20 protein-coding genes are annotated in these 23,287 nt (G+C 38.7%); 12 read left to right on the top strand and 8 right to left on the bottom strand.

The annotated features are described in order from the left end of the window. Positions 1–4 precede the first annotated feature (4 nt). Both H5S10_RS05025 and H5S10_RS05020 read left to right on the top strand, forming a co-directional pair. Positions 5–421, top strand: coding sequence for a cupin domain-containing protein (locus H5S10_RS05025; protein ID WP_042746107.1), 417 nt, complete (start codon positions 5–7; stop codon positions 419–421). A 70-nt stretch (positions 422–491) separates the two neighbouring features. Beyond that, entirely contained in the window at positions 492–947 is a 456-nt protein-coding gene (locus H5S10_RS05020) for a DUF441 domain-containing protein (protein ID WP_042746096.1), read from the top strand. Between the two features lie 49 nt (positions 948–996). On the opposite strand, the gene H5S10_RS05015 is transcribed toward H5S10_RS05020, so the two are convergent. After that, positions 997–2,385 carry a DHA2 family efflux MFS transporter permease subunit gene (locus H5S10_RS05015; protein WP_182588947.1) on the bottom strand — a complete coding sequence of 463 codons (1,389 nt, stop codon included), beginning with the start codon at positions 2,383–2,385 and terminating at the stop codon, positions 997–999. 154 nt (positions 2,386–2,539) lie between these two features. Here H5S10_RS05015 and H5S10_RS05010 point away from each other — a divergent pair, with 154 nt between their 5' ends. Further along, positions 2,540–2,968, top strand: coding sequence for a CopY/TcrY family copper transport repressor (locus H5S10_RS05010; RefSeq protein ID WP_182588946.1), 429 nt, complete (start codon positions 2,540–2,542; stop codon positions 2,966–2,968). 58 nt (positions 2,969–3,026) lie between these two features. Here the strand turns inward: H5S10_RS05010 and H5S10_RS05005 are convergent, their stop codons facing one another. Further along, positions 3,027–4,388 carry a hemolysin family protein gene (locus tag H5S10_RS05005; protein ID WP_182588945.1) on the bottom strand — a complete coding sequence of 454 codons (1,362 nt, stop codon included), beginning with the start codon at positions 4,386–4,388 and terminating at the stop codon, positions 3,027–3,029. 139 nt (positions 4,389–4,527) lie between these two features. On the opposite strand from H5S10_RS05005, the gene H5S10_RS05000 reads away from it, so the two are divergent. Continuing rightward, on the top strand, positions 4,528–6,264 hold the full coding sequence (locus H5S10_RS05000) for an ABC1 kinase family protein (protein ID WP_182588944.1): 1,737 nt from the start codon (positions 4,528–4,530) through the stop codon (positions 6,262–6,264). A 3-nt stretch (positions 6,265–6,267) separates the two neighbouring features. Beyond that, a complete protein-coding gene (locus tag H5S10_RS04995; RefSeq protein ID WP_182588943.1) occupies positions 6,268–7,080 on the top strand; it encodes a YdcF family protein in 813 nt (270 codons plus the stop codon). Between the two features lie 52 nt (positions 7,081–7,132). On the opposite strand, the gene H5S10_RS04990 is transcribed toward H5S10_RS04995, so the two are convergent. After that, the gene (locus tag H5S10_RS04990; protein ID WP_182588942.1) at positions 7,133–7,525 is read right to left on the bottom strand and encodes a VOC family protein; all 393 of its coding nucleotides are present in this window, start codon (positions 7,523–7,525) and stop codon (positions 7,133–7,135) included. 206 nt (positions 7,526–7,731) lie between these two features. On the opposite strand from H5S10_RS04990, the gene H5S10_RS04985 reads away from it, so the two are divergent. Beyond that, on the top strand, positions 7,732–10,245 hold the full coding sequence (locus tag H5S10_RS04985) for an excinuclease ABC subunit UvrA (protein ID WP_182588941.1): 2,514 nt from the start codon (positions 7,732–7,734) through the stop codon (positions 10,243–10,245). Positions 10,246–10,308: 63 nt separating this feature from the next. On the opposite strand, the gene H5S10_RS04980 is transcribed toward H5S10_RS04985, so the two are convergent. Together H5S10_RS04980 and H5S10_RS04975 are read right to left on the bottom strand one after the other, a co-directional pair. Continuing rightward, on the bottom strand, positions 10,309–11,001 hold the full coding sequence (locus H5S10_RS04980) for a TVP38/TMEM64 family protein (RefSeq protein ID WP_182588940.1): 693 nt from the start codon (positions 10,999–11,001) through the stop codon (positions 10,309–10,311). Positions 11,002–11,003: 2 nt separating this feature from the next. Next, positions 11,004–12,254 (bottom strand): DUF2075 domain-containing protein, encoded by a 1,251-nt coding sequence (locus H5S10_RS04975; protein WP_182588939.1) that lies wholly within the window; start codon positions 12,252–12,254, stop codon positions 11,004–11,006. A 167-nt stretch (positions 12,255–12,421) separates the two neighbouring features. On the opposite strand from H5S10_RS04975, the gene H5S10_RS04970 reads away from it, so the two are divergent. The 4 genes from H5S10_RS04970 (at position 12,422) to H5S10_RS04955 (ending at position 17,803) form a co-directional block, all read left to right on the top strand. Then, complete coding sequence (locus H5S10_RS04970) at positions 12,422–14,197, top strand: 1-deoxy-D-xylulose-5-phosphate synthase (protein WP_182588938.1); 1,776 nt, start codon at positions 12,422–12,424, stop codon at positions 14,195–14,197. A gap of 124 nt (positions 14,198–14,321) precedes the next feature. Continuing rightward, entirely contained in the window at positions 14,322–15,161 is an 840-nt protein-coding gene (locus H5S10_RS04965) for an LPXTG cell wall anchor domain-containing protein (protein WP_182588937.1), read from the top strand. Positions 15,162–15,447: 286 nt separating this feature from the next. Then, the gene (locus H5S10_RS04960; RefSeq protein WP_182588936.1) at positions 15,448–16,839 is read left to right on the top strand and encodes an amino acid permease; all 1,392 of its coding nucleotides are present in this window, start codon (positions 15,448–15,450) and stop codon (positions 16,837–16,839) included. Between the two features lie 109 nt (positions 16,840–16,948). After that, positions 16,949–17,803 carry a DNA/RNA non-specific endonuclease gene (locus H5S10_RS04955; RefSeq protein ID WP_182588935.1) on the top strand — a complete coding sequence of 285 codons (855 nt, stop codon included), beginning with the start codon at positions 16,949–16,951 and terminating at the stop codon, positions 17,801–17,803. A gap of 276 nt (positions 17,804–18,079) precedes the next feature. On the opposite strand, the gene H5S10_RS04950 is transcribed toward H5S10_RS04955, so the two are convergent. Beyond that, complete coding sequence (locus H5S10_RS04950; RefSeq protein ID WP_182588934.1) at positions 18,080–19,258, bottom strand: AEC family transporter; 1,179 nt, start codon at positions 19,256–19,258, stop codon at positions 18,080–18,082. Positions 19,259–19,446: 188 nt separating this feature from the next. Between H5S10_RS04950 and oxc the strand changes: the two genes are divergently transcribed. Together oxc and frc are read left to right on the top strand one after the other, a co-directional pair. Further along, the gene (gene oxc / locus H5S10_RS04945) at positions 19,447–21,171 is read left to right on the top strand and encodes an oxalyl-CoA decarboxylase (protein ID WP_182588933.1); all 1,725 of its coding nucleotides are present in this window, start codon (positions 19,447–19,449) and stop codon (positions 21,169–21,171) included. Then, the gene (gene frc / locus H5S10_RS04940) at positions 21,164–22,507 is read left to right on the top strand and encodes a formyl-CoA transferase (RefSeq protein WP_182588932.1); all 1,344 of its coding nucleotides are present in this window, start codon (positions 21,164–21,166) and stop codon (positions 22,505–22,507) included. Before oxc ends, frc begins: the two co-directional genes overlap by 8 nt. A 127-nt stretch (positions 22,508–22,634) precedes the next feature. Here frc and H5S10_RS10565 read toward each other — a convergent pair whose 3' ends face one another. Together H5S10_RS10565 and H5S10_RS10560 are read right to left on the bottom strand one after the other, a co-directional pair. Beyond that, complete coding sequence (locus tag H5S10_RS10565; RefSeq protein ID WP_182588931.1) at positions 22,635–22,766, bottom strand: IS3 family transposase; 132 nt, start codon at positions 22,764–22,766, stop codon at positions 22,635–22,637. Positions 22,767–22,932: 166 nt separating this feature from the next. Next, entirely contained in the window at positions 22,933–23,163 is a 231-nt protein-coding gene (locus H5S10_RS10560; RefSeq protein ID WP_407657688.1) for an IS3 family transposase, read from the bottom strand. Between the last annotated feature and the right edge of the window lie 124 nt (positions 23,164–23,287).

The following is a 23,287-nucleotide window of genomic DNA, read 5'->3' as shown; positions in this document are numbered from 1 at the left end:
AATGATGGCTAAGAATGAACATGAAGTAAAAAATGACCTTTTTGGTTTCGGTGATAAGAACGTTGCATTTGCAAAATACTTTATTGGAACAAGTTATCTTAATGGGTTAGTATCTCCTGATGATAACATTGATGTAAATGTTTCAAATGTTAATTTTGAACCCGGTTGTCGTAACAACTGGCATATTCATCATGATGGTTTTCAAATCTTATTAGTAACTGCTGGTGAGGGTTGGTACCAAGAAGAAGGTAAACCAGCGCAGTTGTTAAAACCCGGTGATGTTGTAGCAATTCATGAAGGTATAAAGCACTGGCACGGCGCTACTAAGGATAGTTGGTTCTCCCACATTGCCATTACGAAGGGAACTAGCGAATGGTGTGAAGAAGTAGATGACGCTACTTACAACCGCCTTTCTGAATAGTTATTAGTCAGCTTTCTTTGTCCTCGTTCTCAACTTTGATATACTAGATAACGTTTGAGGAGGAGATTAAATGGAAAGCTGGCTCTTTTTAGCTTTAGTATTATTAATTGCAATCTTTGGTCATAACTCGTCACTGATTATTGCCACGGTAGTAGTGATGGCCTTGAAACTGATTCCTTATACTGCCAAATGGTTGCCCCTGATACAACACAAGGGAATTAATTGGGGTGTGACAGTGATTTCAGTTGCGATCTTAATCCCAATTGCGACGGGTCAAATTGGTTTTAATGATTTATGGGCTGCTTTTAAGACGCCGGCTGGCTGGATTGCAGTCGGCATGGGTATTGCAGTTGCCATCTTATCGAAGTATGGCGTCAACCAGTTGGCAGCTGTTCCGCAAGTTACGGTTGCCTTAGTACTTGGAACGATTATTGGAGTGGTTGCGTTTAAAGGAATTGCTGCCGGTCCAGTTATCGCGAGTGGGATGACATATTGTATTGTAACGCTATTGAATTTGCATTTTTAAATAGCAAAAAACCAAGCGAGGTCAAAATGGATCTCACTTGGTTTTTGTTTTACGCATTTTCTAATTGCTCTTGCGAAGAAATTTTATGGTATAGCTTAGTGCTAAGGTATAGGGAAGTTAATAGCAAGCATAAGCATAGAAGGAAGCCGGCTTGAATACCGAGGTGTGAGGACGGGTTGTGAACTAAGTGGTTAACAATACCAACAATTGAAACGATGAGGGCAGTTCCAAAGGCAGCCGCAATTTGTCGTAACGTATTAAAGGTAGCAACCGCATCGGGAACAATCTCATTAGGCAGCAACGATAATGCCTGAGTTTGTAATGGGATTAACATTGTCACTAATCCAAACTGTCGAATTGTTTGGAAAAGAGTAATCATGAGAACAGAACTACGCGCACCGATTGCGGCTTGGCCAATTGTTCCAATGATATCGATTATAAGACCAGTCCCAACAAGAATCTTAATTGGATAAATGTCATAAAAGCGGCCACTCGTTGTCGATAGTAGGCCCGTTAATATTGCCCCCGGAAGGACAGCAATGGCTGAAACAACCGTGCTTTTGCCCAAAACAATTTGTACGAGCAGGGGAATCAAAATTGCATTGCCATACATTGTTGATGTAATTAGCATATTAATAACAGTGGCAAAAACAAATTGTTTATGTGAGAAGATCCCAAAGTTGATTAACTGACGATTACTGTGACGTTGGTTAAGAAAGAAAAGGAAGAGAAAGACTAAGCCAATAAGGACATACCCTGCGACATTAAATGAAAGCAAGTGATTGTTCGAAACATTTGATAAGCCCATTAATAATGACCATAATCCGCCTGTGATTAGAATGAGAGCCAATGTATTAAAACGGGGATGTTCATTATGAGGGATTTTAGGAAGTAAGAAGAATGAAAGTAGTAATGTAATTACTGCAAAGGGAATAATTAATAGGAAAAGGTATCGCCAAGAAAAAAAGTGCAATAGAAAGCCTGAAATAGCAGGTCCTAGGATTGGTGCACAATTAAAGGCAAGGCCAATAATGCCCATAATTTGCCCTTTTTTACCCGGCTTTGCATAACGAATTGCTAAGACATTTACTAGTGGCATCATCATCCCTGCGCCCAAGGCTTGAATCATCCGAGCAACCACAACTAGATTAAAGCTCCACGCGATCGCTCCAATAATGGTTCCTAAAAGAAAAATTCCGGCGAAAATAATAAAGAGATTTTTGAAGGGGAATCTTTTTATAAGAAATGAACTAACAGGAATCATTAGGGCATTGACAAGCATGTACCCGTTTGTCACCCATTGAACTTGGGCCTCACTGATATGAAAGACATTCATAAAGGTTGGGAGAGCAATGTTCATTAAGGTTGAACAGAGAAGACCGAAAAATGTACCAAATACCATGATTACTAATGCATGGCTAATGCGTTGATTTTTCATTAGTAGATATAGCGCTCCTTAAAATTAGTCAAACAGTATTGAGTTTACTAGCCAGATTATTAATGTCAATATGCATTGGGAATTTGCAAGTAAGTAAATTAATGATAAAATATAGTTATGAACAATTTACATATGTAAACGCAGGAGGGATTAGATGAATATTAATTTAGAGATAACTCCCGCTGAATGGCAAATTATGCGGGTGGTTTGGAGTCTAAGGCAAACGACCAGTAGCCAAATTATTGAAATTTTACAGAAAAAAGTTGACTGGAAACCGGCAACGATTAAGACTTTACTTCGACGCCTGGTTGATAAAAAAGCCTTATCTGCCACTCGTCAAGGACGTGGATTTATCTATGAGCCCTTAGTTCCTGAACAACAAACAATGGACCAAGCAGCAGACAACCTATTTAATAATATTTGTGAACGACATGTTGGAAGCACCCTTGAACATGTGATTAATAATGTAACCCTTAGTAAGGATGATATTGTTAAGTTACAAGAATTATTGGCAAGTAAAGCAACTGATTCACCGGACTACGTCAAATGTAACTGCATCCCTGATATGCAGATGAACTGCTAATGAAAAGCTCCCCGCAACTAGGAAATCTTTCCTAAATTGTGGGGAGCCTTTTTAGTCTCTATTTTTCTTTGCTTTGATCCTCATCAGTTGATGATTTCTTCTTTTTAGGCTTAATGTAAACTACCTTGAATTTATTAACATAGGCATTCTTCAAATCAAGAGGTGTGAATGAGAAATTATCGACTCTAATTGGTTGGCCAACTTTTAAGTCATACTGCCGTTCAAGGAAGAATCCAGTTAAGGTTGTTACTTCAGAGTTATCAAATTGCTCGATGTTTGTATCAAAGTAACGTTCAAAATCATCTAGTGGCATCTTACCGGATACTTCGAAGGTAGGATTACCCTTGCTATCAGGATCCTTCTTTTCAATCATGTCAGAGGTAGCATGATCAATTTCTTCGCCAACCGTTCCGAATAATTCTTCATAAATATCCTTATCAGTAATAATCCCAGAGGTACCACCATATTCATCTTGGACAACGACAATTGGCACTTGTTTTTTCATCATCTCAGCAAGGACATTGGTGAGTTGTTCATTTTCGTAAACGATTGGAATTCGGCGCATGATTGTGCGAACTGATTGTTGCGGGTTAATTTGGTTTTGCCGCATAATATCATATGCAAAAATGTAACCAAGAATGTGGTCTTTGTCATTATTAGCAACAACTGGGAAACGCGTGAATTTCTTTTCAAAATAAAGTTTGGCTGCATCTTCAATTGAAGCCGTAATATCAATAACCGCTAACTGTGTCCGATCAATCATAATATCCTCAGCAACTTTATCATTCATTTCAAAAGCCCGTTGCATGAAGATAACGTCTTCTTTATCCATTTCCCCAGCTTTTTCCGATTGTTGGGATAAGGTCATGATTTCATTTTGTGAATATGTGTCTTCTTCTGGCTGAACATTGTATCCTAACATTTTCGTAATTGCCGCAGCGACTACTGCAAATAACCAAACGAAGGGATAAAAAACAGTATGGAAGAATTGTACCGGGTGAACAATTGATAAGAGAATTGGTACCGGTCGATCAATCGCCATATTTTTCGGAACTAAATCAGTAAATACCGCGTGGAAGAATGTAAAAATTAAAACACCGATAACTGGTGCAATCGCTTGAAGAACATCGTGCGGAATAATATTAATCTTTAGCAACAGATCTGTGATAAATTCATCACCTAACCAACCTAAAACTAAAGAAGTCATCGTAACACCGACTTGAGCTGTTGATAGGTACTCATTAAGATTTGCTACCATGTGTTCCGCGCGTTTAACTTTTCGCGTTTGCCGGAGCTCCTTTAACTCACTAGGCCGCACTTTAACAACTGAATACTCCAGCAATGTAAATAAAGCAGCTAACAGCAGAATTAAAATAATGATAATTAATTTAAACCAATATGAATCCCATAAACCATTCATCGTTTAAAAATTTCACCTAAACTTTCTTAAAAAATTTATCGACTACTATTGTATCAGTAAAATGTAGTGAAAGGGGAGTTTAATTATTTTTTTATAAGTGAAAATGCTAAAATAAAGGAAAATAAGTAGGAGAAGACATATGACGACTAATGAAGAAGAAATTAAGAAGTCAGCACGCTTACGTAAGATTATGCAAGTGATGCGAAAATATCATTTTGTTAGTAATTTTTACCATCAAACTAATCCACAAGCTATTTGTCAGGCGCTGCAAGAACTAGGGCCTACTTTTATTAAACTGGGTCAAATATTATCAACCCGTCCAGATCTTGTATCACCAGCATATATTAAAGAACTTCGCCACTTGCAAGATCAAGTTAAAGCTGATAGTTTTGCGACTGTAGAGCAAACCTTTGAAGAAGAAACCGGGAAGAAAATTAATGACGAATTTGCTAGTTTTGCGGAAAAACCTTTTGCTTCGGCGTCGATTGGGCAAGTTCACCATGCAACGCTTAAGGATGGGACCCCGGTTGTTGTCAAAGTTCAACATCCAGAAGTGGGTAAGCTTGTCAATACTGATTTAGCCCTGTTAAGGAAAGCAGTCGTCTTATTTAAGTATGTTCCACAAGACATTGCAGTAGTTGATTTGGATAAAGTAATTGATGAACTCAGCACTTCATTATTAAGTGAGGTCAATACTCTGGAAGAAGCAAAAAATGGGGAAGAGTTTTATACATTAAATAATGGTGACGGACCCATCTTAGTTCCTAAAGTATATATGAAGTATTGTGCACCTAAGATTCTTGTCAATGAGGCGATGGAAGGAAAAAGCATTCGGTATCGTTTTAAGCAGCCGAATGATAATGATCAAGAGGCAACGACCGTTAATCATGAAATTGCTACTACGCTCGTTAATAACTTTTTAAAACAAGTTTTTGTTGACCATTACTTTCATGCGGATCCGCATCCGGGAAATATATTAATTCACGAATTGCGTCCGGATGAGCCAGCAAAGCAATACACAACGACCAAACACCATGAAAAGACCATTTATAATACAATCTTTAGTTATGATCAACAGGAGGCATTACCAAATTACCGAATCATCTACCTTGATTTTGGAATGATGGGAAGGCTAAGTCCAGCTATGGCCAATAGTATTGCGAATATTGTAATTACTATCAACACAAAGGATACGCGAAAAATCGGAAAAGCAGTTTTAAATGTTTGTAATCGGACCGGGGAAGTTGACGAAAACGCGTTTTATAAAGAACTTGGCGCCTTTATTCAACCCTATTTTTCAACTGGCCTTGGCAATATTGATTTCGTGAAAATGCTGTACCAAATTGTCCAATTATGTAAGAAAAACCATCTTCAAATGCGGGGAGAGGTAACGATGCTGATTAAGGCATTTGGTACTCTTGAAAGCTCGGTTGCTAAACTTGATCCTGAAATATCAATGCTTGAAGTTGCCCAATCATTTGGACGGCGTTATTTAAAACGAAATTTTAATTGGCGTTCTGCTGTTGATAATAACCTCATCAATCTTTTCCTTGCTAGCAAAGCAATGGGGAAGATGCCGGAAAGAATTAATGAGTTAATCGATACATTTGTCAGCGGGGATGCCAAAGTTGATCTACAATATAAAAATGAACAACGAGTTCTAAAGCAGATAGAACGGTTAATGAACCGCTTTATGATTGCAATCATTTTGGCAGCAGTAATCTTAGGATCATCATTATTAGTCCAGAGAACACCAGCTGATTCGCATATCTATCATTTAGGGGTATCTGGCTATATTATTGCAATCGTAATTATTATTCTTTTAGTTGTTACGGAGATTATCCATCGATGGCGAAATTGGCGAAGGAAACGATGATTAATGATCTATTTAAACTTAGTTAATGAATTAATATGTGCGCTATGCTGGGGGATCACTATTAGACTAATTTTGATCCGCCATTTAAATAGTGAGACAAAGGTAGCTAGATTCAATACGTTTGCGTTTGTTTTGATGGTGCTCAACTTGGCAGTAGTACTGCCTATTTTTGCTTTTTTGCTTAAAAATTTACCTAGCCAATCAGTAAGTTGGCAAAGTGCATTAATAGTAACAACTATTGATGTTTTAAGTACCTTTAATTTAATTTTATTTTGTGTTTTCAGTTGTTGTACGCGGCTGCAAAAATGTCCTTCTACAGTTCAGGACTTTCTGGTTTTAGGGGCAGCTGTTAAACATGGCCAAGTCCCACCAGTTTTAGCTACTCGCCTTGATAAAACCATCAACTGTTGGAAAACTTATCAATCGGCAAAAATTATTGTTTCAGGGGGAATAGTACAGAATGCAAAAACATCTGAAGCAGAAGTCATGGCTGCTTACTTAATTGCTCACGGAATCCCAGCAAGAAAAATAATTTGCGAGACCCAGGCACTTAATACATGGCAAAATTTGGCCTTCGCTAGTCAACTTATTAAGTCGCAAGAGACAGTAGTAGTAACTAGTGATTTTCATGTTCTTCGTGCGAGGACTTATGCAAGGAAGATGGGGTTAAACTGGTCATTTGTTAGTAGCAAAACGCCTTGGCGATACTGCCCATTAACTTTTATGAGGGACTATCTCGGAATTATCCGTGACCATTGGTGGGTATTTTGCGGAAGTACGCTCCTTTTACTTTTAGTTGAATTGATTTTGAAATGAAATATGAGCGAGACAGAAGGGGAAAACAACCTTCTCTCGCTCATATTTCACTTTATTTATTCTTATATACTGCAATTTCAATCAGATTATTATCTGGATCATAAACGTAAAGCGAGGTCATTTCACCTTCTGCCCCCTGTTTTACAATTGGTCCAGCAATTATATCAATATAATAGCTATTAAGATGGTGAACAATATCGTCAATACTATCTCCGGCAACTAAACATAAGTCAGCAGAACCAATTGTCGGATTAGCCGCCTTTAGCGTAGTTGGTCGGTCAATTTTTTGTAAACGGATTAACTGATGCCCACACCGCATTGTAATTAAGTCGTCATTACTTTGTTCTTTAATTACCGGCATATCAAATACTTCGTGATAAAAGCGCATTGATTGCTTTAAATCAGTTACAGTTAAAACAACGTGATCAATTCGTCGCATTTTCATTGTCTAAGTCTCCCTTAAATTTTGAAATCAATATCATTATACAAGTTTCTAAATTGAAATAGCAAAAGTTGTATAATGAAATGATTGTAGATCTAAGGAGATTTTTTATGAATATAAAAACAATAATGAGTGTCGCAATTGGTGGCTTCCTTGGTGGAGTTATTGCCGCCATCTGTGGAATGATGATATGAAAGGAGTAAAAAATAGTGACAGAAACCATACTACCAACGCAAATTGAAGTAAAAGGTGGAAGAGTCCACAACCTTAAGAACATTGATATCAATATCCCGCTACATAAATTTGTCGCGATTTCGGGATTATCTGGTTCCGGGAAAAGCTCATTAGCAATGGGGATTTTATATGAAGAGGGATCTCGACGGTACTTAGAAGCGCTTTCTACTTACACAAGACGGCGGATAAAGTTAGGTGCTCAAGCTGATGTTACAAGTGTTAAACATATTCCTTCAGCACTAGCATTAAAGCAACGTCCCGCAATTCCATCTGAACGAGCAACCGTTGGAACAATGAGTGAGATGTTGAATGTAATTAGGCTGATCTTTTCGCGACTTGGCGAACCGGTCTGTCCAAATGGGCATCGTTTAAACCCAAGTCTTGAAATTGCGGAGGTAATGAGTAAGAGCGGCGATGAGATGGGACAATTAACCTGTCCTACTTGTGGTACAAAGTTTTATGCCTATGGAGCAGAAGACTTTGCATTCAATTCTGACGGAGCCTGCTTACGATGTCATGGAACAGGAAAAGTTCGTGAATTGGATGAAAGTAAACTTATTGGGGATGAAAATCTTAGTTTGGCTGATGGAGCTGTTGCTTCATGGCATTTGCCCGGACGAAACTTTATGCCGAGTGTTGCTGAACAGGCAGGTGTTCGGATCCATATTCCATATAAAGATTTAACTCCGAAAGAAAAGGATTTTGTTTTAAATGGTCCACAAAAGAAGTTTAAGATGGACTTCCGCTCTGGAACAGGCCGTGTTTTTCATGACTTTAATGCTTTATACGAGAACGCCCATGAAGCGGTATTAGCATCTGCCAAAAGCAGTAAAAGCGAACGAGCGCAAAAACGAATTAGTGAATTTTTCCATTATTCAACGTGCCCAGTTTGCCATGGGACACGGTTAAAGCCGGAGTTATTAAACCAATTAGCTGGTGGTTTAAATATTGCACAAGTTAGTGATCTTACGCTCGGAGAGTTGAACAAGTGGAAGCAAGATGTATTAGCTGCTCTTCCTTCAGATATGAAAAAGATGGCGACCTCATTATTTAAAGAGTTTGATGATAATTTACGGCCATTACTGGAATTAGGCCTTGATTATTTAACTTTATCGCGAAATGGGAATACGCTATCGACAGGTGAACTACAACGGATTCAGCTTGCAAGAACTCTTCGAACCCAAACGACTGGTGTCTTATATATTCTGGATGAACCTTCTATTGGCTTACATCCTGATAATATTACGGGTCTCTTAAATGTATTTAAGGAATTAGTGGCCCAAGGTAATTCATTAGTAGTTGTTGATCACAATGTTGATATTATCAAAGAAGCAGATTGGATTATTGAAATTGGCCCGGGTTCTGGAGAAAAAGGTGGAGAAATTCTTACGGAGGGAACAACGTCGCAAATTGCTGACAATCCGCAGTCTAAAATTGGCCCTTATTTAAATGGGACGGCAGTATTAAAAAGTCGCCCCGTAGCAAACAAACCAGCTAGCCAAGAGATCACCTTTGAAGTAAAAAATTATTACAATCTTAAAGACGTCCAGGGAGAGATTCCAGTTAATCGGCTGACTGCTATCACTGGTTTTTCGGGTGCTGGTAAAACAAGTCTGATCCTTGATAGTTTAGTTCCCGCTATCCATGCTCAAGCAAGTGGGACTAAATTACCTTCACAAGTTAGCAAATTATCAAGTCCGTTAAAGGAAGTAGTGAGTGTTGATGCCGCACCAATCGGTAAAACTAACCGTTCAACTGTCGCAACCTATACCAGTATTATGGATAATCTGCGGAAGTTGTTTGCTGCCCAGCCCTTAGCCAAAGAGAAACATTATACACCTTCTTACTTTTCTTATAATAATAAGCAGGGAGCGTGTCCAACGTGTGGTGGCGCGGGGGTTGTAACTCTTGATATTCAATTTTTGCCAGATATGCAACAGACTTGTCCGACATGTGGTGGAAGCCGATACAATGAGGAAATTCAAAAAGTTAAGTGGCACGGATACTCAATCGTTGATCTCTTAAAATTAGATGTTCGGGCAGCGATGAGTGTATTTAAGGAAGTTCCGAAAATTGCTCGTGAACTTCAATTATTAGATGAAGTGGGCTTAGGGTACCTGCACTTAGGCGAAAGTACGCCTAGCCTTTCTGGTGGTGAGGCACAGCGATTAAAACTTGTTAAACACCTTAATCATAATCAAAGCGAAACGTTATTTGTATTTGATGAACCGACTATTGGCTTGCATCCTCTTGATGTTAAAACCCTGTTAGCAGTAATGCAGCAATTACTTGATCGGGGAGCTACAATCATTACTATTACTCATGACTTAAATTTGATTATTAACGCAGATTATATGCTTGATATGGGTCCGCGTGGTGGTAGTAATGGTGGGAAAATTGTTGCTCAGGGGAATCCGTTAGCCCTTATTCAAAAGCCAGAAAGTTTAACCAGCAAATATTTGGCAGAATATTTGGCACGATTTAATTAAAATTAAAGGCTCCAAACATTCGGATTTTCCAGACGTTTGGAGCCTTGTTTTTTCTTAAGTTAATTATTTTGTAACTGCTTTTTCTTCATGGTTTTGCCAGATTTTGCGAACGAGTAAGTAACAGCCAATTAGAATTAAAATGGCAATCGCAACACCGATCAGTCGTCTAATGTTACCCTTGAAAATAGCATCACCACCAAAAGCATAGAGGAAGGATGTTGGAGCCATTCCCACGGTTACCATCGCCAAGTAGTGTTTCCGACTAACATTTAAACGAGCACCAGCATAATTTACAAGTACACTAGGAATAACCGGAATCATAAAACCGATGGTAAGGGCGATTAATGGATGCTTTTGCTGCAAGAGGTAATGAAGAATCTTGTTTTTCTTTACCCGTTTAGAGAGATCAATTTTACGAATTATACTCATTACAGTAGAGTTTCCTAAAATATTTCCAACCCAATTGATCAGAAAACCAACAAGTGGTCCATAACATAACCCGGCAAAGATACAAACAACGGAATTAGACATTCCTGGAATCGCATTTAGGATGCCAATTAATGCTACAAGAAGGAAGATATCGGTAAAACCATGACTTCTAATCATATGGAGAAGCTTGGCCTTATTATGAGCATTAAAATCTAGCAACAGGTTAATTTCTGGCTTATATGTTCGGTAAATGAAGTAGAGAACGATGACAGCGAGGATAATTGCGCCAACGATCAGCCATGTTTTATTTAATTTACGCTCTTTCATAATTATTTTTCCTCCTTTGGTAGCGTAAACCCAGCCTTCTCAAAAAGGGAGGTAAGAGAATGTCGTAAAAGCGGATCATGAGCGTAAAGATAAGTTCCATATACACCACGCTTGAATAAAACGTTCAAAGAATTCATAATCATTCTTTTTTCTAAACTCTTAATTTCAGCTGGATCAGTTAGGTCAGCACGTTTTTTGAATGCTTCAACATCTGTATAACGATCTAAATTAACTTGAAGTTGGGTTGTTTGAGGCGTTTGACTAATCGGCGGACCGATAATAATACCGGTGTAATTTAAGTCAAACCCTTGGCAAGTGTAGATTGAGCCAACTTCATCAATAGTTTGAGGCAGTTCTGCCCAGGGAGTAACTGTATAGTTATATTGATCCCACGGCATTTTAAATCTGCCTTCCTCAATGTAATGTTTACCACCATCGAGCGTTGATGGATATCCAGACGTTGAAAGGATGCGGGAAAGGCCTACTTCTTTATTACGTTGAACAATTGCCTTCCTCATTTCCTCGGCATCACTGTAAATACGAAAATCATAATGATCACGGGCGGATGCTGGTAAAGGGGTTAATTTATAGTCAGTGAATTCATTAAACCACTTAACTAATTCATCGCTCGCATTCATGCGAAACATGTGGGTTAAGTGGTAATCCTTATGGGGATATTGGTTCGTAATTGCTTGAAGCCGCTCAGGGGTCCAAAGGCTTTTCATCCGTAAGACTTGGTATTGATCAAAGACAATTATAACAACTTTAGCGCGTTTAATAATCTCGACAAGCTGATTATCATGGTAAAAATTATTATAATGATCGGGTTTGGATAATAAAAGATGAGCTTCATCGATAACAGCAACATCAATAGTTTGCTGCTGTTTATCCAATTGATTAATTAATGAGGTCGGCCGCGTAAAGTCTTTTTTATATAACTCTTTTATTGGTCCGGCAATCTCTTTATAGACTTTCAGAATTTCCGGATGGTTAACAAGAAAATAATTATTAGTATGATAAAGGACAGAATTTTGTTGTGTCCGTGCTTCTTTTTGGATGCGGACGAATAATTGTGATAAAATTACGCTTTTTCCAGTACCTGCATCCCCGTAGACTGTATATATTGCAGGATAATTTTGTGTTAGGTGATGTTTAGTAAATGAAAGAATATCATTGACGAGTTGTTCTTGCTCTGTCGTTAATTTTTTAAATGGTGAAATTTTGTTAGTTGCAGCGTTGTCTATATTTTTCATAACTGTTTCCTTTTTAACGAATTACTCTATTTAATGGTATCGAAATGCATGAATTTCGTCAATTTGAACTTGAGAGTAATTTACGCAATGCTTTAGAAAGTGTTAAAATAATAAAAGCAATAAGTATTACTAATTATTAAATGTAAAATTAAGAAGGAGTGGAATAGATGAATCTGCATCCTGATTACCTCTTAAATGAAGTTAATGAACCAAGTGATATTAAAGACATGTCACTTGCCGAATTAAAACAATTAGCAACAGAAATGCGTCAACTTGTTCTTGAACGTGACGCAAAAATCGGTGGACACGTGGGCCCTAATCTTGGCGTAATGGAGCTAACGATTGCTTTTCACTATGTCTTTGATTCGCCCCATGATAAAGTTATTTGGGATGTTTCCCACCAGAGCTATGCCCATAAAATGCTGACAGGTCGGAAGTTAGGTTTTCTTGATCCTGATCATTATGAAGATGTTACCGGATTTACGTCACCAGAAGAAAGCGTTCATGACTTTTTTGAAATCGGCCATACTTCAACGTCAATCTCCCTTGCAGTGGGGATGGCTCAAGCACGTGATTTGATGAAGCCGCAATCACATAATAATGTTATGGCAGTAATTGGGGATGGATCCTTAAGTGGCGGATTAGCTTTTGAAGGGTTAAACAATGCTGCTAAGCTTAATTCTAACTTAATTATTCTCGTTAATGATAATCAAATGTCAATTGATGAGGATCAGGGTGGCCTGTACAAGGGGCTAAAAGAACTACGAGATACTAACGGTGAATCTCCCAATAATATTTTTAAGTTTATGGGCCTCGATTACAAGTACGTTGCAGATGGTAATGACTTGCAGACGATGATCGACACCTTTAAGGAAATCAAGGATATTGACCATCCAATCGTCCTCCATGTTAATACCTTAAAGGGAAAGGGGTATAAACCGGCCGTTAAAGAAAAGATGAAGTATCATTGGCGCACTCCATTTGACCTGAAGACTGGCGAAGATAAGGTTAAGGCAAGTGGAGAATCGTATAGTGATGCTGTTCTTGCGGAATTAGATAAGCAAATTGCAGATAATAAGCCAGTTGTTGCAATTAATGCTGGAATTCCTGGTGTTTTTGATCTTGGTAAATTTAAGGCTAAGCACCCAGATCGTTATTATGATGTTGGAATCGCTGAACAGGATTCAATTACGACTGCTGTTGCAATGGCGCAAGCTGGCGCACGTCCTGTCGTATTTCAAAATAGCACCTTCCTTCAACGGGCATATGATCAATTAATTCATGATATGGCATTGAATGATGCACCGGTTGTAATGATTGTGCGAGGCGGATCAATTTCTGAAAGTTCGGCTACTCATCAAGGAACATTTGATATTTCAATGATTAGTGATTTGCCAAATATCGAATATTTAGCACCAACAAACGTCGAAGAAATGATTTCGATGTTACGGTGGGCAATCAATCAAACCGATGAACCAGTAGTAATTCGGCAACCAGAAAAGCCTCTTCTTCACGGGACACCAACACAAGATGACTACAGTACGATCAAGTACGATATTGCTCATCGCGGAAGTGAAGTTGCAATTATGGCTGTTGGTGACTTCTGGAAACTTGGTGAAAAGGTAAGAAAGGAACTTCAAGATAAGCTTAACATTGATGCTACATTGATTAATCCAAAGTCGGTAACTGGAATCGATTCAGATGTCCTTCATCACCTAGCAGAAAATCACGATGTAGTTGTTACACTAGAGGATGGGGTCCTTAGTGGGGGCTTTGGGGAGACAATTGCTCGTTACTATGGACCAAAGGGAATGAAAGTTTTGAACTTTGGAGCACCACGGGAATTTGCGGATAATGTTCCTACCGAAGTACTATATGAATGGTATCACTTAACCCCTAAACAAATTGTGGATGATATTGAGCAGGTTATCCATTCACTATAAGTTAACAGAGCTGTCATCGCAGGTAAGGATTACTTGTAGATGATAGCTTTTTTGATTAAAAAATGCGAATTGCTTCTTTTTACGTATATATATTAAAGAGTATACAAAAGAGGAGCGAGATAATATGATTCATTTAAACCACCATCGTATATTGCGAAACACTTACTTAGTAGGCTTAGCGACAGCGTCAACGATCCTTTCGCTATCGTTAAATACTCCACCAGTTTTAGCTGCAACCCAAGAACCAATTGTGCATTCCGTACCTAACACAAACAATCAGAAAGAACGAATCCAAATTAAACGCGTAATCTATTTTCATCTCTTAAATGAGGTTCAAAAAGTGGAACAAATGTCTTATGCTCACCGTGAAGTATCGAATGACCCAACCAACAAGGCACGATGGATTCTTGAACCCTTTGAAGAAGTTAACATCCCTGAGCAAGCTGGTTTTACGCCATCAATTGATAAGGTTCCAACTACTACAGAAATAGAGGATCTATCACAATTAAAAAGCACAATAGATGTTTATTATCGGCCACTTAATAAAGATGAAGGAGCTAGAAAGGATAGCGAAGAAAATACTTTAGAAGAAAAGAAGGGAGAGGAACAAGCAAAAGAGAATAAAGTTAATACAGGTGAGAAGGAAAAAGCGGAAAAGCAAGCTTCGCAGGACAATTCTCCCATGGAAGAAGATCCGGGGGATGATAATCAGGTCGGAGAAAATTACGGGGAGGTAAATAATACAAGAAAACAGCAAAATTTGCATCAACGGATAAAAGATATTAATAATCGACTAAATCGTTCACATCGAAATTCACGTAAAAACGATAGCGCTGACCAGCAAACACTTCCACAGACGGGAAATGAGACCGATAATTTAACAACTTTCTTCGGTTTAGGGATAATAGTAATGGTTGCGGGGATGAGTCTTTTTTCGTTAAAAAAAGCGCATAAAAAGAAATAAAACCAAAAAACTTGCTAAAAGGACTTGCATTTTTAATTTTCTAATAGTATTCTAATGTCATTGAAAAGCGAAATGGAGGAAATTAAAATGCAAATTTACAATGAATCGATTATTCATCACCTAACCTCCACCTCAACCACAACAACAATTACTGTGGTTGAGTAGTTTTAATATCTCTTAAATCTGTTAGCAATAGCTATTCAAGATGCCTCAACCACTTATCAAAAATTGACAAGGGTTGAATAGGGACATTTTGGGTAGCTTTTTTATTTAAAGTGAGGTTAGAATGATGGATAATCAGAAAAATGAAGTTAAATTAAATCGGACAATGACTCCCGGACAAATGGAAATGATTGCAATTGGTGGGACAATTGGTAGTGGTCTTTTCATGGGAGCCACATCAACTATTAAATGGACTGGTCCTTCTGTCCTATTAGCATATGCCTTTGTAGGATTAGTCCTGTATGGTGTTATGCGGGCATTAGGGGAAATGATCTATATCAGTCCAGGAACTGGTTCCTTTGCGGACTATGGTTCTAAATATATTCATCCCTTAGCTGGATACCTGACAAAGTGGAGTAACGTCTTTCAGTTTATCATTGTTGGTATTTCAGACATTATTGCCATGAGTCAATATCTTAATTATTGGTGGCCTAATTTACCGGATTGGATTTCAGGGTTAGTAATGATTGTTATCTTAACTCTTGCGAATCTTGCATCTGCTAAGGCATATGGCCGGTTGGAATTTTGGTTTGCGATGATTAAAGTTGTTACGATTATTGTTATGATCATTCTTGGATTGTTAGTAATTGTCCTTGGGTTGGGTAACAATTGGCATCCAGTTGGAATTTCCAATTTATGGTCACACGGTGGATTCTTTACTGGCGGATTCATGGGGTTCATGTTTTCACTATCTGTGATTGCTGGATCCTATCAAGGAATTGAATTGCTTGGTATTACCGCTGGTGAAGCGGCATCACCACGCCATGCGATTGTTAAATCAGTCAAATCTGTTATTTGGCGGATTTTAATTTTCTATATTGGGGCAATCTTCGTTATCGTTTCCATTTATCCATGGGACGAGTTAAAAGCAGTCGGTTCCCCATTCGTTGAGACATTTACTAAAGTTGGTATTACTGGTGCAGCTGGAATCATTAACTTTGTTGTTCTGACTGCTGCTTTGTCTGGTGCCAACTCAGGAATTTACAGTGCTAGTCGGATGCTTTTTAAGCTTTCAGTTGATGGTGAAGTTCCTAAGGTATTTAGTAAATTGTCAAAGCGGGTTGTACCGAACGTTGCTATCTTAACAATTGCATTTTGGATTTTCCTTGGGTTTATTGTTAATATGCTTCTGTCAATGTTTAATGCGGCCTCTGCTAATGTCTTCGTGATTGTATATAGTTCAAGTGTCCTTCCTGGGATGGTACCATGGTTTATTATTCTGATTTCAGAATTAAACTTCCGGCGTAATAATCCGGCTGAATTAAAGGACCACCCATTCAAGATGCCATTTTATCCAGCATATAACTACTTTAGTTTGATTGCGTTAAGTGTTATCTTACTGTTTATGTTCTTTAATCCAGATACACGGATTTCAGTTAGTGTTGGAGCAGTCTTCTTAATTATCATGAGTATTATCTATAAGTTAAGAACTCGGCGCCAAGATAAATTAGCATAAAGAATAAGTACTCTCGAAACAGATTGTTTTGGGAGTATTTTCTTTTATCGCTTAAAATGATAAAATACTTCTACGAACATACGTTTAAGAGGAAAGGTATTTTAGAAACATGCGATTTCGATTCAATAAAAAGACTCAGTATTTACTTTTAGCTTTAGTAGCGATTCTCGGCATTGGTAGTTTTTCCCAGCCATCTGATAAGGGAAGTACCTTACCGCAGGGGATCCAACGGGTAGCGTCTTGGCGCCATTCTAGCAATAATAATCGATCATCTTCTTTTACGCCGCCAACTCAAGAGCAGGCCACGAGTGTTCTTTCTAATGGCGTCCGTCAGCAGTTAGGAACATCTGATATAAAATGGAATGGTTACGGAGCATTTATTTTAAATAACAATCGGACGGCGCTGAACGCAAATATTAATAACGCACCGTACGCAGTTAATCGACGTGATTCGCAAGGTCGAGCATGGCAAGGTGACGCGTGGCTCAATCGAACAACACGACAGTACCGTAATCGAAATGAAACTGGAAACGGGGCCACTAATTGGAAGCCCGCTGGATTTTTACAAGCCCACAATTTGAAGGGCGGAATCTCCCATGCTTACGATCGCGGTCACTTATTAGGCTATGCATTAGTAGGTGGTATCCGTGGCTTTAATGCTTCGGAGTCAAACCCGGCTAATATTGCAACTCAAACTGCTTGGGCCAATGAAGCCCGAAGCAGTACATCAACTGGGCAGAACTACTATGAAGGTTTAGTGCGAAAAGCTCTTGACCAAAACAAACAAGTTCGTTATCGGGTAACTGATGTATATGATGGTAATAATTTAGTGCCTTCTGGTGCCCATATTGAGGCCAAGTCAAAGGATGGCAGTTTGCAGTACAACGTCTTCGTCCCCAATGTACAGCGTAATATTAGTATAAATTATGCAACAGGGGCAGTAACACAAGTGAATACGAATTAGTTAAGTCTATGGTGACTAAAAGTAGGACTGTAATATAAGTGCTCAAATTAAAAAGGTTCATTCGGAAACTTTAAAATTTTCGAATGAATCTTTTTAATTAATGTCTTTAGATTTAGTTGAGTACGTGAATAGAGCAAATGCCCGAAATAGCAACCACCTGTTTGTCTTTCTTTTTTGAAATCATCTACCATGAACCTATTAAAAGCTAAATATGAGTACTCAATATCTGTTGACAGATATCTATTTAGTTTTGCATTAATTACGCTCAGTTATGTTCTAGAACATATGAGCTAAGATTGGTAAGAGCCAAATCCAGAAGACACAACTCGCAGCGAAAGCAACTGTTGAAACAGCAACAGAACTAGCCCCTTCCTTGACGTAAATATTGTAACGGCTTGAAATGATAATTCCAGAAAATGCAGGTGGTAACCCCGTAGCTAAACAAAGCATAGAAATTTTTTCTGGGTCAGTTCCCATTCCGCAAATATAGGCAGCAGCAACAATTATTGCTGGAGTAAAAAATAGTCGGAAGAAGGTATTCCAGATAACTTCTCTATCAACGGAGAATTTAACAGTTGCTAAGGCGAGTCCGGCGGCAAGAACGGCTACACCAGCATTTGCTTTTGCAATTAAATCAAAAGTAGGGGCCCATGAACTTGGAATATGAATTCCGACTAAAACAAAGATAACAGCCAAAAGAGGTGCAGCGGCAACAGGTTGTTTAATAGCGTTTAGGATTGACTTTAGAGTTGAATTCATTGGCTTATGGTTAGTATTTGCATGATTGGCAATTTCGGCACGAGCTAAATCGATTTCCCGATCTAATCCCTTTTCTTCCAATGCCCTTGCTTCGGCATCGGTAACCGGTACACCATCAGGAATGGTTACCATGACTTTCTTAGTTGCCTTATGAATTCCCTTGCCAGTTACTTGTTCAACTTTTATTTTTGTACCAGGTGTATTCGTGGCCTGAGCTTTCTTCTTGGTAATATCTTGACCACGATTAATTAGTGCCAAGCCAAGAGGGATCGTAATAGCATTAACCACAATTGAAACAATCCCAATAACAAGGTTAGTAGTAACTGTGTTTCCGTAAATAGGGTCTAAAACCGCAAATCCAAGGAAACCAATTGTTGGCGATCCGGCAATTAGTGCACAGACAGCAGCTTGTTGGGTTGAACGGTGAAAAAATAATTTATCCAAGTAAAAACTAAGCATAAAAAGACCAACAACCCCGATAATTGATATTAATGTAAGAACGATATCTTGAGCGAACATCAAACGCGTTGCTTTAACGATTGAAATGAATAGCGCCGCTGGTAAAGCAATATTTAGAACTAATTTATTTAGTCCTTGCCGTTGATCATTATCAAAATAATAGAATTTACCACAAAGGTATCCTAATAGCATGATTACCAATATCGGAATAATATCATCGATAAGGATACTAACCATAATTTTCAACCTCCTTATAAAAAAATTAATTGCTTGTACACACATTTAATATGAATCATTTAACAAAAATAAGCAAGAAATAAACAAAATAATTTGCTAATTCAAATTAAAAGTTTTATAAATAAGATGTATACAATAATTCAACAGTGCACTGTAACGAAGGTTATTTAGGCTAGAGGAGGATAATTATGACAGAAAATTCTCTAGAACGAACTGGTGCAAGCCTGTTAATCAAGGCTCTCCAACAGAATGGAATTAACAATATTTATGGACTGGTAGGAATTCCAGTAACCGACTTTGCCCGGTTAGCTGAACTTCGGGGAATGAAGTACTACGGCTTCCGGCGTGAAGATTCCGCAATCGATGCAGCTGCTGCGGCTGGTTACTTAACCCAAAAGCCAGGGGTTGGTTTAACTGTTTCCGCTCCGGGATTTTTAAACGGGTTAACAGCATTGGCTCAAGCAACCAAGAATTGTTTTCCATTAATTATGATTTCTGGTTCATCTGAACGGCACATTATCGACCTTTCTCAAGGTGACTATGAAGGGCTTGATCAATACAATGTTGCCAAGCCATTTTGCAAGAAGGCATACCGGGTTGACCGGGCAGAAGATATTGGCTTAGCTGTTGCTCGAGCAATTCGGACAGCAGTATCTGGTCGGCCAGGTGGTGTTTACCTCGACTTACCAGCGGACACCATTTCTCAAGAAGCACCAACTGCTGATACTGGAATCTATAAGTTAGTTGATCCAGCACCAAAGCAAGAACCAAGTGACGAAGCAGTATCACGAGCAGTCGATATTATTAAAAACGCACAAAAGCCATTAATTATCCTTGGAAAAGGTGCGGCATATGCACGGACTGAAGACCAGGTTCAAAAATTGGTTAATGAAACAGGAATTCCATTCTTGCCAATGTCAATGGCAAAGGGTGTTGTTCCTGATGACAATAAGTATTCAGCCGCTTCTGCTCGTTCATTATCACTGAAGAATGCCGATGTCGTAATCCTAATTGGTGCCCGGCTTAACTGGATGCTTTCCTATGGTGATGCTCCTCAATTCAATCCAGATGCCAAATTTATTCAACTTGATATTGATGCTACTCAATTTGATTCTTCACAAAAGATTTCAGCACCTCTTCAAGGTGATCTTCAATCAATCTTAGCTAAACTTATTCCTGCAATTATTAAAAGTGGCTATCATACAAGTGAAGAATGGTTAGATCAAATTGCCCAAGATACGGCAAAGAATGATGCTAAGTTTGCCGAACGGATCGCTGCCGGAAAGACTAACCCAAAGTTTGGCTATTATGGAGCAATTGAACCAATCGCTGAATACTTTAAGGAACACCCTGACACCTATATTGTTAGTGAAGGAGCCAATACCTTGGATATTGGTCGGAATATGGTTGGAATGCAGTTACCACGTCACCGTCTTGATACCGGTACTTGGGGTGTAATGGGTGTTGGTATGGGTTATGCCATTGCTACAGCTATTGAAACTGGCAAACATGTTGTTGCCCTTGATGGTGATAGTGCCTTGGGATTTGATGGGATGGAAATGGAAACTATTTGCCGTTACAAGCTCCCAATTACTGTTGTCGTAATTAATAATGGTGGTATTTATAACGGGGTTGGTCAAGTAGTTTCTAACCAATTAGGTCCAACAACTCTTGACCCAACTGGCCGTTATGATTTAATTGCTAAGGCATTTGGTGGTGACAACTATTTTGTATCAAACTACCAAGAAATGAAGGATACTTTTGCCAAAGCTGTTGAATCCGGTCGACCAAACTTGATTAATGTTCAGATCGATCCATCAATGGGTAAGGAATCTGGTCACATTGGTAACTTAAACCCAGCGTTGAATTTGAAACCGCTTGAAGAAGCTGAAAGGAGCAATCATAATGACTGAAGAAAAAATAAATAATTTTGCACCGTTAAAAGGAATCAAGGTTGTTGATTGGACTCAAGTTCAGTCCGGACCTTCCTGTACGCAGCTTTTAGCATGGTTAGGTGCTGACGTTATTAAGATCGAACGGACTAATACCGGTGATCCAACCCGGAATGAATTGCTTGATATCAAGGATTCATGGAGTCTTTACTACCTTCAATTGAACGCCAACAAGAAGTCCTTAACCTTGAACATTAAGACTCCTGAAGGCCAAAAGATTATGTATGATCTGTTGAAGAAGGCTGATATTTTCGTTGAAAACATCAAGCCAGGAGCAGCTACAAAGGCTGGTTTTGGTTGGGAAAAGGTTCATAAATTAAATCCACGTTTGATCATGGCTTCATTGAAAGGCTTTAATCAAGGTTCACGGTTTGAAAATGTTAAGGCCTTTGAACCGGTCGCCCAGTCAGCTGGTGGTGCTGCATCTGCAACTGGTTGGAATGAAGGGAAGGACAACGTTCCAACCCAATCGGCTGCCGCTTTAGGTGATTCAAACTCCGGGATGCACTTAACAATCGCCATCTTGGCAGCTCTTCTCCAACGTGAACACACTGGTGAAGGGACTTACGTTTACCAATCAATGCAGGATGCTGTTCTTAATCTTTGCCGAATTAAGCTCCGTGACCAAATTATGTTAGACAACTTAGGTGCCTTACCTCACTACGCTGTTTATCCAAACTTCAAGTGGGGTAAAGCTATTCCACGTGCCGAGAACACTGAAGGTGGTCAAGTAATTGGTTGGACTTATAAGGCTAAAGGTTGGGAAAATGATCCAAATGCTTACGTTTACATTGTTGTTCAAAACAGTGACAAGAGTTGGGAAACAATTGCCAAGACAATGGGTCATCCAGAATGGGCTACTGATCCACGCTTCGAAGGTTGGCAAAACCGGCAATTACACAAGGAAGAACTTTACCCATTAATCGAATCATATACCAAGAATTACGATAAGTTCGAGTTAACTAAGAAGTTAGGTATCGCCGGAATTCCAGTTGGCCCAGTTCTTGACTGGCATGAATTGGAAAACGATCCGGACCTTAATGATGATGGAACAATTGTCACCATTGATCAAGGTGGTAACCGGGGTAAGTTCAAGACAATTGGTCTGCCATTTACTCTTGCTAACTATAAGCCAGATTACAAACGGGCACCAGATCTTGGTGAAAACAATAAGGAAATTCTTAAGTCTCTGGGCTACGATCCAACTCAAATTGACGAATTAGTAGAAAAAGGTGTCATTTCCAAAGTTAAGAAGCCAAGTAACCCTCGAACTAAAGTTATTAAGGGCGAAGAATAATATTAAAACTGAGAATAGTAAAAAATAAAGAGGATAAAAATATGAATCGTACCCTGTCAAGGGCACATGTAAATATATAAAGTTGTTAAGCAGCTTGATTCTGGTATTCTACTGGGGTTAAGTTGTTTTATTTTTCTTGATATCGTCTGTTGTTGTAAAAATTCATGTAACGGTGAATTGACTGCGCTATCTCTTCGAATGTGGTGAATATTTTGCCATTATAACTTTCGTCTTTGTAATATCCCCAGAAGTTTCCCATTTGAACGTTATCAATGAATCGACCATACTATGAGTAACTTGATGTTCAGTAGTAAACGCGCATACTCCTTAAAAGGATATTAAAACCCACAATCACTAGTCAATAACGGATGAAAGTTAGGAATCGTTGCATTTAACCATTCAGTTACCCATTTTTCATTCGTCCACTAGACTGTGAAATTACGATTTAATAGGTTATGTTCAAAGTTATGGCCCTTAGAGATAGTGCAACTATGTCTTGCTCGTCTGAGAACTAACCGCAAACCCAGTTCACGCATTAAACCTAAAACCCGTTTATGATTACAATGCCGACGGTAATCGTGATTGAGCACCATAGTAAAACGGTAACCCTGTTTACCTTCAAAGTGATAGTAAAGTTTTTGGATGAGTTGCTTCATTATTCGTTTGCTTGAGACTCTCAGGATGCTTCTTCCACTGGTAATTTTAGATCTTGAAACCTTACAAAACCGGCAAATAGGAAAATACTGGATAGTAGCACTTATTGCTTGGTATCGTTGTTCG

The sequence above is a fragment of the Limosilactobacillus balticus genome, from assembly GCF_014145615.1.
GTDB lineage: Bacteria > Bacillota > Bacilli > Lactobacillales > Lactobacillaceae > Limosilactobacillus > Limosilactobacillus balticus.
The sequence above is the reverse complement of the archived record's forward strand: the minus strand, read 5'-3'. Positions and strand labels throughout refer to the sequence as shown.

Excerpts from the sequence above, each read along its gene's own strand:
- H5S10_RS05025 (WP_042746107.1), top strand. The coding sequence starts at position 5 with ATGGCTAAGAATGAACATGAAGTAAAAAATGACCTTTTTGGTTTCGGT.
- H5S10_RS05020 (WP_042746096.1), top strand. The coding sequence starts at position 492 with ATGGAAAGCTGGCTCTTTTTAGCTTTAGTATTATTAATTGCAATCTTT.
- H5S10_RS05015 (WP_182588947.1), bottom strand. The coding sequence starts at position 2,385 with ATGAAAAATCAACGCATTAGCCATGCATTAGTAATCATGGTATTTGGT.
- H5S10_RS05010 (WP_182588946.1), top strand. The coding sequence starts at position 2,540 with ATGAATATTAATTTAGAGATAACTCCCGCTGAATGGCAAATTATGCGG.
- H5S10_RS05005 (WP_182588945.1), bottom strand. The coding sequence starts at position 4,388 with ATGAATGGTTTATGGGATTCATATTGGTTTAAATTAATTATCATTATT.
- H5S10_RS05000 (WP_182588944.1), top strand. The coding sequence starts at position 4,528 with ATGACGACTAATGAAGAAGAAATTAAGAAGTCAGCACGCTTACGTAAG.
- H5S10_RS04995 (WP_182588943.1), top strand. The coding sequence starts at position 6,268 with ATGATCTATTTAAACTTAGTTAATGAATTAATATGTGCGCTATGCTGG.
- H5S10_RS04990 (WP_182588942.1), bottom strand. The coding sequence starts at position 7,525 with ATGAAAATGCGACGAATTGATCACGTTGTTTTAACTGTAACTGATTTA.
- H5S10_RS04980 (WP_182588940.1), bottom strand. The coding sequence starts at position 11,001 with ATGAAAGAGCGTAAATTAAATAAAACATGGCTGATCGTTGGCGCAATT.
- H5S10_RS04975 (WP_182588939.1), bottom strand. The coding sequence starts at position 12,254 with ATGAAAAATATAGACAACGCTGCAACTAACAAAATTTCACCATTTAAA.
- H5S10_RS04970 (WP_182588938.1), top strand. The coding sequence starts at position 12,422 with ATGAATCTGCATCCTGATTACCTCTTAAATGAAGTTAATGAACCAAGT.
- H5S10_RS04965 (WP_182588937.1), top strand. The coding sequence starts at position 14,322 with ATGATTCATTTAAACCACCATCGTATATTGCGAAACACTTACTTAGTA.
- H5S10_RS04960 (WP_182588936.1), top strand. The coding sequence starts at position 15,448 with ATGATGGATAATCAGAAAAATGAAGTTAAATTAAATCGGACAATGACT.
- H5S10_RS04955 (WP_182588935.1), top strand. The coding sequence starts at position 16,949 with ATGCGATTTCGATTCAATAAAAAGACTCAGTATTTACTTTTAGCTTTA.
- H5S10_RS04950 (WP_182588934.1), bottom strand. The coding sequence starts at position 19,258 with ATGGTTAGTATCCTTATCGATGATATTATTCCGATATTGGTAATCATG.
- oxc (WP_182588933.1), top strand. The coding sequence starts at position 19,447 with ATGACAGAAAATTCTCTAGAACGAACTGGTGCAAGCCTGTTAATCAAG.
- frc (WP_182588932.1), top strand. The coding sequence starts at position 21,164 with ATGACTGAAGAAAAAATAAATAATTTTGCACCGTTAAAAGGAATCAAG.
- H5S10_RS10565 (WP_182588931.1), bottom strand. The coding sequence starts at position 22,766 with ATGGGAAACTTCTGGGGATATTACAAAGACGAAAGTTATAATGGCAAA.
- H5S10_RS10560 (WP_407657688.1), bottom strand. The coding sequence starts at position 23,163 with ATGAAGCAACTCATCCAAAAACTTTACTATCACTTTGAAGGTAAACAG.